The 14,374-nt window shown below is 47.7% G+C and carries 17 protein-coding genes; 4 read left to right on the top strand and 13 right to left on the bottom strand.

Annotated features, from left to right (window positions below; all coding sequences use genetic code 11):
* The first annotated feature begins 111 nt into the window (after window positions 1–111).
* Complete coding sequence (locus tag NSU00_RS05335; protein ID WP_013858952.1) at window positions 112–501, top strand: DUF7147 family protein; 390 nt, start codon at window positions 112–114, stop codon at window positions 499–501.
* 141 nt (window positions 502–642) lie between these two features.
* On the opposite strand, the gene NSU00_RS05330 is transcribed toward NSU00_RS05335, so the two are convergent.
* From NSU00_RS05330 to NSU00_RS05310, 5 genes are all read right to left on the bottom strand, one after another.
* Entirely contained in the window at window positions 643–918 is a 276-nt protein-coding gene (locus tag NSU00_RS05330; protein ID WP_019721936.1) for a YlbG family protein, read from the bottom strand.
* A gap of 94 nt (window positions 919–1,012) precedes the next feature.
* Window positions 1,013–1,453, bottom strand: a complete 441-nt coding sequence (locus tag NSU00_RS05325; RefSeq protein WP_013858950.1) for a YlbF family regulator — start codon at window positions 1,451–1,453, stop codon at window positions 1,013–1,015.
* Window positions 1,454–1,513: 60 nt separating this feature from the next.
* Window positions 1,514–1,891, bottom strand: coding sequence for a hypothetical protein (locus NSU00_RS05320; RefSeq protein ID WP_013858949.1), 378 nt, complete (start codon window positions 1,889–1,891; stop codon window positions 1,514–1,516).
* Between the two features lie 73 nt (window positions 1,892–1,964).
* Window positions 1,965–2,204 carry a YlbE-like family protein gene (locus NSU00_RS05315; RefSeq protein ID WP_029142113.1) on the bottom strand — a complete coding sequence of 80 codons (240 nt, stop codon included), beginning with the start codon at window positions 2,202–2,204 and terminating at the stop codon, window positions 1,965–1,967.
* Between the two features lie 15 nt (window positions 2,205–2,219).
* Window positions 2,220–2,615 carry a YlbD family protein gene (locus NSU00_RS05310; protein ID WP_061566719.1) on the bottom strand — a complete coding sequence of 132 codons (396 nt, stop codon included), beginning with the start codon at window positions 2,613–2,615 and terminating at the stop codon, window positions 2,220–2,222.
* Window positions 2,616–2,795: 180 nt separating this feature from the next.
* Here NSU00_RS05310 and NSU00_RS05305 point away from each other — a divergent pair, with 180 nt between their 5' ends.
* The gene (locus tag NSU00_RS05305) at window positions 2,796–3,275 is read left to right on the top strand and encodes a PaaI family thioesterase (protein ID WP_013858946.1); all 480 of its coding nucleotides are present in this window, start codon (window positions 2,796–2,798) and stop codon (window positions 3,273–3,275) included.
* Between the two features lie 111 nt (window positions 3,276–3,386).
* On the opposite strand, the gene NSU00_RS05300 is transcribed toward NSU00_RS05305, so the two are convergent.
* The gene (locus NSU00_RS05300; protein ID WP_061574856.1) at window positions 3,387–4,325 is read right to left on the bottom strand and encodes a CAP domain-containing protein; all 939 of its coding nucleotides are present in this window, start codon (window positions 4,323–4,325) and stop codon (window positions 3,387–3,389) included.
* Between the two features lie 341 nt (window positions 4,326–4,666).
* Here NSU00_RS05300 and NSU00_RS05295 point away from each other — a divergent pair, with 341 nt between their 5' ends.
* Entirely contained in the window at window positions 4,667–5,026 is a 360-nt protein-coding gene (locus NSU00_RS05295) for a YugN family protein (protein ID WP_013858944.1), read from the top strand.
* Window positions 5,027–5,080: 54 nt separating this feature from the next.
* On the opposite strand, the gene ctaG is transcribed toward NSU00_RS05295, so the two are convergent.
* The 6 genes from ctaG to cyoE form a co-directional block, all read right to left on the bottom strand.
* A complete protein-coding gene (gene ctaG / locus NSU00_RS05290) occupies window positions 5,081–6,001 on the bottom strand; it encodes a cytochrome c oxidase assembly factor CtaG (protein ID WP_029141369.1) in 921 nt (306 codons plus the stop codon).
* Between the two features lie 534 nt (window positions 6,002–6,535).
* On the bottom strand, window positions 6,536–6,865 hold the full coding sequence (ctaF, locus tag NSU00_RS05285; protein ID WP_019721932.1) for a cytochrome c oxidase subunit IVB: 330 nt from the start codon (window positions 6,863–6,865) through the stop codon (window positions 6,536–6,538).
* A 3-nt stretch (window positions 6,866–6,868) separates the two neighbouring features.
* Entirely contained in the window at window positions 6,869–7,495 is a 627-nt protein-coding gene (locus NSU00_RS05280; RefSeq protein WP_013858941.1) for a cytochrome (ubi)quinol oxidase subunit III, read from the bottom strand.
* Window positions 7,495–9,366 (bottom strand): cytochrome c oxidase subunit I, encoded by a 1,872-nt coding sequence (ctaD, locus tag NSU00_RS05275; RefSeq protein WP_041818910.1) that lies wholly within the window; start codon window positions 9,364–9,366, stop codon window positions 7,495–7,497. Before ctaD ends, NSU00_RS05280 begins: the two co-directional genes overlap by 1 nt.
* Window positions 9,367–9,402: 36 nt before the next feature.
* On the bottom strand, window positions 9,403–10,476 hold the full coding sequence (gene coxB, locus NSU00_RS05270) for a cytochrome c oxidase subunit II (RefSeq protein ID WP_061566717.1): 1,074 nt from the start codon (window positions 10,474–10,476) through the stop codon (window positions 9,403–9,405).
* An 86-nt stretch (window positions 10,477–10,562) separates the two neighbouring features.
* Window positions 10,563–11,477 (bottom strand): heme o synthase, encoded by a 915-nt coding sequence (gene cyoE, locus NSU00_RS05265; protein ID WP_061574861.1) that lies wholly within the window; start codon window positions 11,475–11,477, stop codon window positions 10,563–10,565.
* Between the two features lie 480 nt (window positions 11,478–11,957).
* Here cyoE and NSU00_RS05260 point away from each other — a divergent pair, with 480 nt between their 5' ends.
* Window positions 11,958–12,905 (top strand): COX15/CtaA family protein, encoded by a 948-nt coding sequence (locus NSU00_RS05260; protein ID WP_133537212.1) that lies wholly within the window; start codon window positions 11,958–11,960, stop codon window positions 12,903–12,905.
* A 176-nt stretch (window positions 12,906–13,081) separates the two neighbouring features.
* Here NSU00_RS05260 and NSU00_RS05255 read toward each other — a convergent pair whose 3' ends face one another.
* Window positions 13,082–14,299 (bottom strand): FtsW/RodA/SpoVE family cell cycle protein, encoded by a 1,218-nt coding sequence (locus NSU00_RS05255; protein ID WP_118498792.1) that lies wholly within the window; start codon window positions 14,297–14,299, stop codon window positions 13,082–13,084.
* Window positions 14,300–14,374: the final 75 nt, after the last annotated feature.

The raw sequence follows: 14,374 nt of genomic DNA, 5'->3' as shown, positions 1-14,374 counted from the left end.
AAAAAGCCGGGCCGGCATTTCGCCCGGTTTATTTTGCAGAAATACTTTCCGAATAAAAAGAAGTGCAGTAGAATAGAAACAGCAAATTTGTTTGTAAGCGAGGAATAGAGGATGCAGCAAAGATTTATTGAACTGGGGAACGGATATACAGATTTATTTGAACTGATCGAACTGGCAAAAGCAAACCGGCACCGGCTGCACGGCATGCTTGCCCTTCATACCATCGTTGCGGATCAAGCCGTCACTTCGCCCGTGCTCATTTTAAAACCGACCGATCCGGGGGAATTTCAGGCGCTATACGTTTGCCTTGAAGGGATTCCGGATCCGCGGGTGCAGCCGAATAAACGGTACAGCCTGTTTGCCGAAACCGCAGCCGCTTTAGGAGCGGACATTGTGGAACTCGAAGTCCGGCCGTCTTCGTCTTTTTCCGACAAAACCCTTTTTTATCAATATTTAATCGGCATATTAAGAATGAACCGGCTGATTGCGCCGCTGCAATAAATATTTCGGCCAGAGTGCAGCCGGATGTGCTTGATTTAAAATGCGCGGGACGGAGCTTCCGGGCAGCAACGCTTTTTTGGGCACGGCGGATTTGCTGATTCACACGCAGCAGGGAATGCCGGCATGCAAACCCGGGCGCCTTTATAACCCTATTTTATAGTCGTATTCTTTTGCTTTGTCCGGTTTTGCGTTTTCATATTCCGTTTTTAAAAACGGCTTCATGGAATAATCCACTTTCCTTACAAACGGAAGACTTTCAATTTTCGCTTTTACTTGTTCTATCTCTTTGCGGTCACAATAAAGGACGGCATACTTCATCCTTTTCGACGCATAATGGACATTGCCGAATCTTCGTAAATGTTTCGTATGCTTCATCTGATACAGCCAAATGATGAGGCCCTGCCGATCTGATAACATAGCGTTTCCCCTTCGTGCTTTTTTAATGAGTGTATCATACCTTTTTTCACGGAACAATAAGGAAAGGCCGCAGATTGCGGCCTTATCGCGGTTATTATGCAGAACAGCTGCAGCTGCCGCCGGTTCCGCAGCCGCCGGAACAAGATGCATCAAAAAACGGATTTCCGGTCGGCACTTTTATATGTTCAGAAACAGATTTGCCAATCAGCAGGCTGATTTGGTCGAGCAGGTCCTGGAGGGCATTTTCCGCCCGCCTGAATCTGGCGACATTTTCATCCAGATCCATTTCCCTCTTGGCTTCCCTTGTTTCTTTGTTGATGCGTTTATAATCAGGGTGATACCTGCCAAAGCGCTGGACTTCCTCAAACTGCTCTTTCAGGCGCGCAAATTTCCGGATTTTCTGCTGTGTGGCGGGATCATGATACATCTTGCTATAGCAGTCCCGGTAATTTTCGGCAATATCCGAGGCAATGACCATTTTCGCCAGTGCTTCGGCTTGGGACAAAATTTCCGCGCTTTCCAATGTTGCAAGCAAAAAGCTCACCTCCACATGATGATTTTACCATGTTTCCGCAAGCTTTGCGAATTTGCCCGGTCAGCTGACAGAAATATAAAACTGCCTGTGAATGCCTAAGCGGGCGCCTGTGTTTTTGTCCACCACTTCCAGCTGCACGGTATGTACCCCTTTATCAAGCCCTTTTACAACAAATGCAGCCGTATTGTACTCGCCTTTCCATACACCATCCACATAAACTTTGATTTTTGCCGGTTTGGCATGCCGGCTGCCTGAAAAAGTGACGCTTGGAATCATGCATTCCACAAATAAATCCTGGTCCTTTACAAAATACCGGACGGATGCCTGATTTTCTGCCGCAGAAGCAGCATCCGCTTCCCGCTGCTCTTTACGCGGCATGTGCCCGCTGCAGCCGGCACACAGCAAACATACAGCAAGGAATCCTGCAACCATTTTCATTTCGATCACTCCTTGCGGTTATTTTCCGCAAGAAAGCGCTGATTTACTCAAAAAAGGCAAATTTTTTTGGAAATCATCCTTGTTCATAGATGGACTGCATCATATGCATCATCATTTGTGCCATTTGCAACCCGTTTGCAAACTTTTCAACCCGCTGAGGGATCGTTTTCTGGTAATAATGGAGCGCGGCAATTTGAAACTGTTCCAGTTCCCCGGGATGCCTTGACAATTTCCGGTACCACACCGGCTGCTCCCTTAAAAAGGTTTTCCATTCATTCGACCGCCGGATGACTTCCATCACTTCGTTCCGCATATGTGCAGCCCCTTTCTAGTCTTTTCTGAATGAAAACGGGCCCTTCGGCTGGGGAGCCCGCGATTGCGGCGCCTGTTGCGGTCCTGTAAACTGCGTGATCACATTTTGGACGGCGGCAATCGCTTCCGTCAAATGCTGCAAGTGGCCCTGGACCTGTGCTGTATCCAGGTTCTCGAGCATCGTGCCAAGCTGGTTCAGCCAGCTGCTTTTCCCGCCCGTTTTTTCCTTCGGTCCACTGCCTTCTGCCACGTACTTTTCCCAGACCGGGTCATCTTCGCCCAGTATATACCATTCTTCAAAGAAATCCTGTAAAGATTTTTTTCCGCCCCGGACTTCTTTTAAAATCAGAGGATGGGTTTTTGTAAATGCTTTAAACTTTTCTACGGAAGGATGCAATTTTTTCGTTCCCATTTCCGCTCACCCCGCGAGAAGACATTTTTTTCGAACCTTGGCTTTCTGTTACGTTCACATACCTTCCTCATTTCCAGCATATGCCCGCAGCAAGCAGGTGTGAAGGTTTTCATTTCCCGTGAATTTTGATACGATATGGGTATGCTTTTTAAAAAAACGCGTTAAAAGAGGTATCAGGAGATGAAAGAAGAAATACGCCATACTTTTGAAAAAGTGGTCCAAGCGGCAACGGAAGAAGACTTAATCGTATTGCAGCAAATGTTAAACGGGCTTTCCAATAAGCAGGCCGGGAACGAGCGTACATATTTCAAAGATCTTTTTCTGATGGAAGCGGATTACGGCGGGGAAGAATGCGAGGTGGACATTCCGGTTACGCCGTTACTCTACAATCATTTTTCCATCGTTCACGGCGGGGTAACAGCAACCTTGCTTGATACAGCAATGGGCGTGATGGCAAACAGCCTGTTGCCGGCGGGCCAGCAGGCTGTTACGTCCAGTCTCACCATTCATTATATTGCCCCTGGGACGGGAAGCCGCTTAAAAGCGAAGGCAAAGGTGATCCACCGCGGCACACAAACGATGGTGCTGGAAGGCACTGCCTTTCGGGACGACGGGACAAAGATTGCCCATTGCACGGGTTCTTTTTTCATTTTGAAATGAGAAGCCGGAAATACCGCTGTTTACCCTTTCAAAAGCCCCGGGCAGCCCGCCTGCCTTTTTTAACCATCCTTCAGCCGGACCCTCTCCAGCTTCGGCTGGAACGGTATCCGGCTATGGTGCCTTAATGAAATCCTGGGTATAGTATTTCTGGTACACCCCGACGCCAAGATGGGTAAAGTCTTTCTCCAGCAATGTTTTCCGGTGGCCCTCTGAATTAAGCCATCCCTCCACCGCAGCTGGGCCGTCCGTATAATGGGCGGCAATATTTTCCCCGGCCGCAGCATAAGAAACATGCCCATCCTTTAATCTTTCTTTTAAGTCTCCATATTTGGGGGAGACATGCGAAAAATAATGGCCGTCAGCCATGTCTTCGCTGTGACTGTATGCCACTTCGGAAAGGGCTGTATTCCAGGCCAGTTTTTTTAACCCGAATCGCTCCCTGACGATGTTTGTAAGGTCAAAAATTTGCCTGGCGTTCGCCTTTTCTACGTCAACCCATTTCGGGTCATCCTCCGGGACGGATTGGGGCAGTACTCCGCGGTACACCATTTCATAAGGATGCAGCATCGTCAGTGTGTTTTTATCCATAAAACGGATAAAAAGCAATTTGCCGCTGAACTTATCAAGCGCCAGCTGGGCATAAATGTCTCCAAGACGGACAAGCGGGCGGATATTCAGATCTTCTTCCGACAATTCAAAGCGGTATGTGCCTTCATTTGTTTGCACCGTCATATCCGTATCCATTAAAATGGAACTGTAAATTTTTTCTACATTTTCTCCAATCTCAAACGGGGCTACGTCTAAACGGGTTCCGACAGCGTAAATGGTCGTAACCTTGCCGTTTTTGACGCCTGCCTGAAAGTAACCGGCCGATTTTTTCTTATAAACCCACCAATCATAACCATATGGAGACGGATCCACTCTTTGCGGTTTTCCGAAATGTGCGGTTAACGTTTTTACGGGTTTTCCGATATATACCGACATGCCATGATCCGGGCGGCTGTACGTTTGATTCTTGCTGTGGTCATGAATGTCAGAACTGTTATCCATTTTCTTGTTAGAGGAATGGTTTTGCAGTACGCCGTTTTCAGGACGAAGCTGGACATAAAGCCCGATCAGAAATATGATGACAAGGATCGCGGCTGTTTTTAAAAAGGTACGCAGGTGACTTCACCTCTCTTGATGTTCCGTAAATTTTTTCTCCTTTAATTCATTTTATTATATATTTTACAGTTTTAAGCAGAAAAGCACCAATTTTTTTCAACCGCCTCCGGGAAGGGCAGCTGCTGCGGCCGGCTTTTTTCGGCAATGAATATTTGCATTGCATAAATGTTTGTATTCAGATAAGATAAAATTGAAAGATTTTAATTGCGCGGACGGGAGGGGTATTCTTGCGGTTTGATGACACGGGTTTGGAAAATATGAAAGTGGATTTGACGCGGCTGGACGATGTAATGGAACGGCACAAGATGGTACGTGCCGGGCAATGGGATTACGAACGCGTCACATACGATAGAAAATTTACGATTCAGGAAGGCACCTATTATCTTCGCGTGCAGGGAGTTGCAACCGAGGGGGATGTGGATTCGTTTGATGCCGTGATTCAGTTAAAGGCGCCTATTTTGGGAAAATATTATTATCCGCATGGTGTGGAATACGGTGAGGACGAATATTTTCCGCACGATCTCGTCAAGTATTGCAGAAAAATTTTGGAAGCGCTTAAAAAAGACTTGGCTATATTTGCAGAATAAATTGCGCCGCTCCTGTGGCCCCTGAAAACGGCTGGCCATAGAGAGCGGCCTTTTTTAATGCTGTTCCATTAGCCTCTGCTGTTCTCCTGCAACCGGATTCGTTTCCGGGCTGCCATCTCCCTGTTCTGTCTTTGCCCATTGGAAAAAGATGCGGGCAAGCATGATGCCGTAGACGATTTCCTGCATGATTTTCATCACCACACCGCCAAGCTGCTGGTCCTGCAGTACAGGAAGCGGCGAGAAAAGCGCCGGGGAGCCGTAACGCGCGAGTCCGGAGAGCATGTCAGCAGGCACACATAAATGCATGGACGAAAGCCACATCGTTCCGTCGGAAAAGCTCCTGTAAACCGGATGATTGGCGAACATGATTAAGGCGCATGCAGGGGTTAAAAGCATGGCGCTTGCAAATAAATAAGCGATTTTTTTCAGGCCGCCCAGCGCATATTGCCCGGGCAATGGCGACAAAATCGGCCACCACATCGCTACGGCTAAAAGAAACAGCACGATGGTATAGAGGCTGTGGAGAAACGGATTGACCTTTACCTGATCGAAAACGGCCGGAATGTGGTACAGGGAAAATATAATATTAAAGGTGACAACGGCAAGCACCGGATTTGTAAAGAACCGGACAACGGGCGCCACAACCGGAAGCTGCATCCCCTTTTCCAATATCCACACCGGCATCCCGCGCAAAAACAGCGGCGCCACGATGAAAAAAAGGACAGACATTTGCAGCATATGGACGGAAAACATGATATGCCCGATAAGATCGACAGGAGAGCCTTTGACGATGTAAAGTAGCGCCATCGCTGTGCAAAAAGAAGCGGACTGCGCCGGCCCCGGCGGCGTTGCGTTCAAATAAGACCTTTTGCATAAGGACGCAAGCAGAAAATAAAGAACAACAAACAGTAAGATCGTGATAAAAAAATAAGGGCTCCACAGTGCACGAAATCCGAATATTTCAAGCGGCACCATTTCCACTCCTTTCCGCACCCATTGCAAATGGATTTAAAGCAGGGGCGCCTAAAAAGCGCCCTCCGCTTTTCTTTGTCCAGCTGCGGGCGCTGTCGGCTAGTGAATTTCCAGTCCCCTCCCCTACGATAAGTCAGCATCGGTTCGCCTGCGGCTCACCGTGCTTCCTTTACCCCACATTAACGGGCAGTAAGACCCCCTACTACTGGTATGATGAAAATATGGCACAATAGGCTGAGCGGGGGTCAACTGCCCGTAAATGTCCGATTGGTTCAACTTGCAATCATCAGGTAAAGGCTCTGATGATTGCAGTTTCACTCAATCTCAGTTCGGGGACTGTGAAATTCATACGCCGACGGGCAAGCGCCCTCCGCTTTTCTTTGTCCAGCTGCGGGCGCTGTCGGCTAGTGAATTTCCAGTCCCCTCCCCTACGATAAGTCAGCATCGGTTCGCCTGCGGCTCACCGTGCTTCCTTTATCTCAGTTCGGGGACTATGAAATTCATACGCCGACGGGCAAGCGCCCTCCGCTTTTCTATTCACCACCAGATGATGGTGAGGAATGCCAGTACTGTGAGAAAGGCAACGAATGCGCCGCCAAAGATGAAAAGTTTTGGGCCTTCATGGTGCTTATGGTTCATATGCATGAAATAAAACAACTGAAATACGACCTGGATCGCAGCCAAAAGCAGGATCACCGGAATGGTAAACCATTTGGACAAATGGGCATGGACGGCCCAGAATGCAATAATGGTCAAAAACATCATTAAGATAAAACTAACGACCTGGTACTTCATTTCCTCCGCGCTTTTGCGGCGCCGGTATTCATATTCAACATGGCGTCTGTCCATTTGTGCATTGTGTTCCATTGTCTATCCCACCATCCCCATCAAATATACAACCGTAAAGATAAACACCCAGACGACATCAATAAAGTGCCAATACAGGCTTGCCACATAAAATTTCGGCGCATTGTACAAATTCAAGCCCCGTTTAGCGTTCCGCACCATCAGTGCCGTAATCCATAACAGCCCGAACGCCACGTGGCCGCCGTGGAACCCGACAAGCGTATAAAACGCGGAACCGAATGCGCTGCTTGTAAATGTATGATGGTATTCCGCCACATAATGATGGAATTCATATACTTCAAGCCCAAGAAAACAAGCGCCAAGCAAAACGGTAATCAAGAACCAGGCCTGCATTTTTTTAAAAGCAAAATTTTTCATATGATAAATGGCATACACACTTGTAATGGAACTTGTCAACAGAAAAACCGTGGCCAAAAAGGTCAGCGGCAGTTCAAATAAGTCTTTTGCATGCACCATCGATGCCGGACCCTTGTCTTTCAGCGCCAGGTAGGTGGCAAACAAGGAAGCAAAAAGGACCGTCTCGCCGCCTAAAAACAGCCAAAAACCGAGAAATTTATTCCTGCCTTCAAGCGTCGCCCGCTCCGGGGACTCAGGCCATGTTTTCGCCGTGAAATTTTGTTCTATTTCCATTACGCCCCGGCCCCCCTTTCTTCGCGTTCCATTAAGGCTTCCTTCTTAATATGGTACCCCGTATCATCTTTTACCGACCGGATCAGCATCGATGCAAGGGTAATCGCCAAGCCGATAACAAGGATGGTGGTCCCGGTTTTGGTGTGGGTTGCATGGTACAGCGCGCCGAAAGCGGCAATAAATAGGCCGAATGCCATAAACAATGGCAGGATGGACGGGTTCGGCATATGGATGTCTTTGATCGGCTCTGCCGGTGTCACCTGCTTTTTCCCTTCCATTTTTTCGAGCCACCAGGTGTCAATTCCCCTGACAAGCGGTGTTTGCGCAAAGTTGTATTCCGGCGGCGGAGAAGAAATCGACCATTCGAGCGTCCTGCCAAACTCCCACGGATCGTTTCCGACTTTCCGGTTCTGGACGGCCGTTACAACAATATTGGCCACGAGGATAAGCACACCTGCCGCCATCAGCACCGCGCCGGATGAACTGACGAGGTTATCCGTATCCCAGCCTTGATCCGGCAGATATGTCCACTGCCTTCTCGGCATTCCGAGCAATCCGAGCCAGTGCTGGATCATAAAGGTTAAATGAAAACCGATGAAAAACAGCCAGAATGTGATTTTCCCCATTGTCTCATTCAGCATCGTGCCGAACATTTTTGGCCAGTAATAATGCAGTGCCGAAAGCAGCCCGAACACAACACCGCCGACAATGACATAGTGGAAGTGGGCTACAACAAAATAGCTGTCATGATATTGGTAATCAGCAGGTGCAGCCGCGAGCATCACCCCGGTAACCCCGCCCAATGTAAAGGAAGGGATGAAAGCGGCCGCATAAAGCATCGGCGTTGTAAACCGGATGCTCCCGCCCCACATCGTAAGCAGCCAGTTGAAAATTTTAATGCCCGTCGGCACCGCAATGGTCATCGTGGAGACAGCAAAAATGGCGTTGGCTACGTTGCCCAGGCCGGTTGTAAACATATGGTGGGCCCACACCATAAAGCCTAAAAATCCAATTAAAATGACGGCGAATACCATGGAAGAGTATCCGAATAATCGCTTTTTAGAAAAATGTGCAAAAACTTCAGAGAAAATGCCAAATGCCGGCAAAATGAGAATGTAGACTTCCGGATGCCCGAAAATCCAGAAAAGATGTTCCCAAATGATGGTATTTCCCCCGAAAGCCACGTCAAAAAACTTCGCGCCGAACATCCGGTCAAAAGTCAGCAAAAACAAACCGACCGTCAGCGGCGGAAAAGCAAACAGAATAAGGGCGGACACAACAAAAGTCGTCCATGTGAACATTGGCATGCGCATATACGTCATCCCCGGCGCCCGCATGTTCATAATCGTCACAAGGAAATTCACCCCAGCAATGAGCGTACCGAAACCTGAAACTTGCAGCCCGAGTGAATAAAAATCAATCCCGTGTCCGCCAGATGCGAGGGACAGTGAAGCGTAGGAAGTCCACCCCGCATCGGGCGCGCCCCCAAGAAACCAGGATAAATTCAAGAAAATACCGCCAAAGAAAAACAACCAGAACCCCAATGCATTTAAAAACGGAAAAGCCACATCACGGGCACCGATCTGAAGCGGGACAATCGCATTCATAAAACCAAACAAGAGCGGCATGGCCGCAAGAAAGATCATGGTCGTGCCGTGCATCGTCATGACTTGATTGTACGTATCCGCGCCGACAAAATGATTGTTCGGCACCGCCAGCTGAATGCGGATCATCAGCGCTTCAATCCCGCCGATGATGAAAAATAATCCCCCTGTAATCAAATACAAAATGCCGATTTTTTTATGATCCACTGTTGTGAGATATTCATAGACAGTGGCGCCAAAACCTGCCTTTTTTGTTCCTACGCTCACTTTAACCTCCCCTTTGCTTTCGAATATCCCCTTGTTTTATTCACCAGCTTTCAGTTGCATCAGATAAGCCGCAAGCGCATCGATTTGCCGGTCGGAAAGCTTATCCCCGAAGGCGGGCATTTTTGTCCCCGGTTTGTATTTTCCCGGATCTTTTATCCAGTTTTTGAGATTGGCCTCATCACGGTCCAAAATGCCGGCGACTTTTTCCCTTTCGCCAAAGGTTGCCAGATTGGGAGCTGTCCGTGCCTGTTCCGGGCGTGTGTCATTCGGCGTGACCGCGTGGCAGCTGATACAGCTTTTTTTGAATACATCCTGCCCTTCCTGTGCGAGAGCGGACGCCGGTTTTGTTTCTTTTGCGTTTTTCATATTGCTGATCCACGCCTTAAATTCATCCTGTGGCACCGCTTTCACTCGGAAGTCCATTAAGGCATGGGAAGGGCCGCATAATTCGGCGCATTTTCCATAAAACACATTTCCGGCATCCTCTGCCTTCTTATCATCAATTTCAAGCCAGAATTTGTTGATATTATCTGTGTTGGCATCCATTTTCCCGCCAACGGACGGTATCCAAAAGGAGTGTTTCACATCTGAGGCTTTAACTTGGAAGTAGACTTTCTGGTTTGTCGGGACAACGAGTTCCTGGCTCGTCACCACACCGTAACCCGGGTATTCAAATTCCCACCAATAAAGGCTGGCGCGAACTTTAACGATAAGCGCCCCCTGCTTGGCGTCCTTTTTCTTATCCATCGCTTTTGTATCTCCGAGGCTGAAGACCTGGCTGATGGTTGGAATGGCAATTAAAATCAATAAAACAATCGGAATAATGGTCCATAAGATTTCAAGCTTATGATTCCCCGCTACCTGTTTTGGAATGGATTCGTCCCCTTTTTTCCGCCTGAACCGTATGAGAACGGCAAGGAAAACGGCGAATACGACAACCATGACGAACACCATAATCCAAACGCTCCACATCATCAAATCATACTGCTTCCGGGCCACTTCACCGGCAGGATCAAGCGCCGACAAATATGGCTTGCCGCAGCCCGAAAGCGCGGCCATAAACAAAGTGACAATAAAAAGCAAACTCCCCTTTTGCAGCCGCTGTTTCATCGCTCTACCAATCCCCTCTTTCCTGTATCTTTCTGTCAGAACAAGGATGCAATCTATTGGATTTCTTTTGCAAGAAAGAACTCCCTTTAGAAAAGCGTAGCGATCACCATTGCTACAAACAAGATCGTTAAATAGTTCAGCGAATAAATGAACATCCATTTCGCCCATTTTAAATCATTCTTCATCTTAAAACCGGACAAGCTTAATGCCAGCCAGCCCAGATTAAACAATGTCGCAAGGATGATAAAACCAATGCCGAGCGGTTTCAGGAAAAACGGCACCGGAATAAGCAGCGCCACCCATATAAGCATATGCCATTTCGTGATTTGAAACCCTTTGACAACCGGAAGCATCGGAATGCCCGCTGCCCGGTATTCTTCGCATTTTTTCATCGCAATCGCATAAAAATGCGGCGGTTGCCAGATAAACATAAGCAAAAACAGCATCCACGGCACAATCCCGAGATGCGGGTCAACAGCCGCCCAGCCGATCAGTGGGGGAACAGCGCCGGCGAAACTGCCGATCACGGTATTGCTGACAAGGGTTCGTTTTGACCACATTGTATACAGCACAACATAGCTGAATGCGCCAAACAGGCCGATCAGACCCGCCATTGGGGTGGTCAAAAACAATAGCAGCGTGCCGAAAGCCACAAATCCGAGGCCGATTGCAAGCACTTTCGCGTTTGAAAATCTGCCCGTAACCGTCGGCCTGAAATTTTTGCTTTTCATAATCGCATCAATATCCTGGTCATACCAGTTGTTCAGGCTGCACGACCCGGCGACAATCAGTGCAGTTCCCGCCATCGCGAGGAACATAATGTCCAGCGACTGCAAAAAATGCCTGTTTGTCAGTTCCAGCGCAAGCCACATTCCGGTAAATGCCGTAATTAAATTTGAGTTTACAATTCCAATTTTAATCAAAGATAAAAAATCTTTAAACGCAGAGGCGTCTGCAGCTTTCACCCTTGTTGTCGTATTCATCGTCCGACTATCTGCCACGATAGCCCCTCCTTCCAATTGTTCAAAACCCTTCAAAAAAAATGCCCTTACACGCTGCCTGCGGATTCCCTTTGCAAATGTTTTTACGATGCCAATAAGGAAAACGGTATACTACAACTATAATCCATCTTTTCCTTTTTGGCTATTAATCAAAACTGTATGTAACGGTATTGCCCTGCTAAGATCATTTATAAGTTTTCCAGCATGCAAATATGTGGAATTCCGGAATATACCTGCCTACATAATATTTAATCATAAATTGCCACGAAGGTGTGATATTTTCGACACATTTTTATGGCAAATTTGTGTCATGGGAAATAAATATTTTTCCTTCAGGCTGTTTTACGATAAGATGATAGTTGGAAGTACCTTGCCGAACGGATTTTCTACTATATGAACGGTTGCAATAATGCGGGACTGTATGTTGCATTTGCGGCTGCTGATACATGTTTACAAATGAGATTAAAGAAGGTGGAACAATTGCGCACAACTTTAAAATGGCTCGGGGTAGTGACAACTTTATCGATGATGGTGGTTTTAATTGGCGGGGCACTTGTCACCAATACCGGTTCAAGCCTTGGCTGCGGCCGCCAATGGCCGCTTTGCAACGGCAAAATTTTTCCTGATCCGCTCACTGTCGAGTCGCTGATCGAGTGGCTGCACAGATTTTGTACGGGCATCGCATCGTTTCTTGTCTTTGCGCTTGCCATTTGGTCATGGTTTGCAATCGGCCATAAAAAAGAAACGAAATTTTTATCCATTATTTCCGTCATTTTTCTGCTTTTGCAGGCATTTCTCGGCATGGCGGCAGTCGTCTGGGGTTCATCCGATCTTGTGATGGCGCTCCATTTCGGCGTCTCTCTCATTTCGTTTGCGTCCGTGCTGATGCTGACTTTGATGGTATTTGAATGGGACCAGAAATTTGACGCAGGCAGGCTTGTCCTTGAAAAAAGCATGAAACGGCATACGATCGGCGTGACCGTTTACAGCTTTATCGTCGTCTATATGGGCGCGCTTGTCCGCCATATGAACGCAAGCCTTGTTTGCCGGGATTTCCCATTTTGTGTGAACAGCGACCCTTCCCTGCCCGGAAACCGGTACGAATGGGTGCAGATGGGCCACCGGACGGCGGCACTCCTCATCTTTGTCTGGATTGCTTATATCACCTTTAGAGCCGTAAGACATTATCAAAACCAGCGTGTCATTTACTGGGGATGGATCATTTCGTTCGTGCTTGTCTGCCTGCAGGCTGTGTCAGGCGCCATGGTCGTTTTTACGAGGATGGATCTTACTTTCACCCTCCTGCACGCATTTTTCATTTCCTGCCTGTTCGGCGTGTTATGTTATTTGAACCTTGTTGTCGGGAGAGTAAAACAATTTGCCAAAAGCAAAGACAGCCTTCTGCTGAAAAAAGCCCGGGTCCGCTGAGTTCCGAAAAAACAATAGTGCCGCCTGTTGCGGCCTGAAAAATAAAAAAGCTGTCCTGTTGCAAAACAAGGCAGAAAAGGGCTTACGCAAGATAAGCAGAAAAGGCGCAAGGCATAAAACCTTGCGCCTTTTATTTTAGCCTCTGCTTTATCTCTGCCGCGCGCCTGTTTTTTTCGTTACGGCCTTGAATAGACCTGATACGGCCTCCGGTTTGCATCGTCCGCTTCCTGCGGCTTTTCCTGTTTGTGTTTATACTTTTCCTCATACTTTGTAAACATGCCCACATTAACCAGAATGCCGAGTGAAAGGGACAAAATCAGAAGCGATGAACCGCCGTAGCTGATAAACGGCAATGTCACCCCCGTAATTGGAATCAGGCCGCAGACGCCGCCCAGATTGATAAATGTTTGGATGGCAATCATGCCGGAAATTCCGATGGCAAGCAGGCTTCCGAACTGGTCTTTTGAATGGATGCCAATATATATGCCACGCAGCACAAGGTAGCAAAGCCCACCGATTACAAACAGGACGCCAAAAGCCCCGAGTTCTTCGGCAATAATGGCCATAATAAAATCGGTATGGGGCTCCGGAAGATAACCGAGTTTTTGGATGCTTTCCCCGAGCCCCTGCCCTTTCAGCCCGCCAGACCCGATCGCAATATAGGAATTTACGAGCTGAAGGCCTTCCCCGCCTTCGTTCTGAAAAGGATTCAAATAGCCTGTAAACCGTGCGATCTTAACCGGCGTAAAGATTTTGTCCTTTTCCAAAAAAAGAAACGGCGACAGCAGGACGGCAAATGCAAGACCAAGCCCAGCCAGCTTCAGCATGGTTTTCAGGCGCATGCCGGATGCAATGATGATCGTGCAGCCAATCCCAAAAATAATGGTCGCCGTCCCGATATCCGGCTGGATCGCAACCAGGAAACAAACAACGATGAGAAAGATAAGCGGCGGGACAACCCCCTTGTTGAAAATGTCAATGTATGCCTGCTTCTTGGCATACACGGCGGACAGATAAATAATAATCGCAACCTTAACAAATTCTGACGGCTGCAGGGAACTGGAACCGAGCCGGAACCAACTTTGTGCGTTGTTCGATGTATGGCCGAAAATAAACAGCGCCAAAAGCCCGAACATCGACCCGCACATCAGCAACGCAAGGAATTTTTTGCTCGCGTATAGTTTATACGGGAGAAAAGCCGTGACGGTAAACGCAAGGAGAGCAAGGGCCAAATTGATTTTCTGCTTGTTGTAAAAATAGGCGCTGTCCATCCCGTAACGCTGCACTGCAATCACCATGCTGGAACTGTAAATCATTACCAAACCGAATAAGCAAAGAAGCAGGTAGACAATGATGACCGAGTAGTCGAATGATTTTAAGATTTTTTTCAGCATAGAAACCTTCCAATCCGTAAAAACTGCAACATTCTTGATAAAAAATATTCTACCGTTTTAAAAAAACTCCTGCCG

The sequence above is a fragment of the Weizmannia sp. FSL W8-0401 genome (assembly GCF_038009125.1).
Taxonomy (GTDB): Bacteria; Bacillota; Bacilli; order Bacillales; family Bacillaceae_C; genus Weizmannia; species Weizmannia coagulans.
This window is presented reverse-complemented; position numbering and strand designations above follow the sequence as displayed.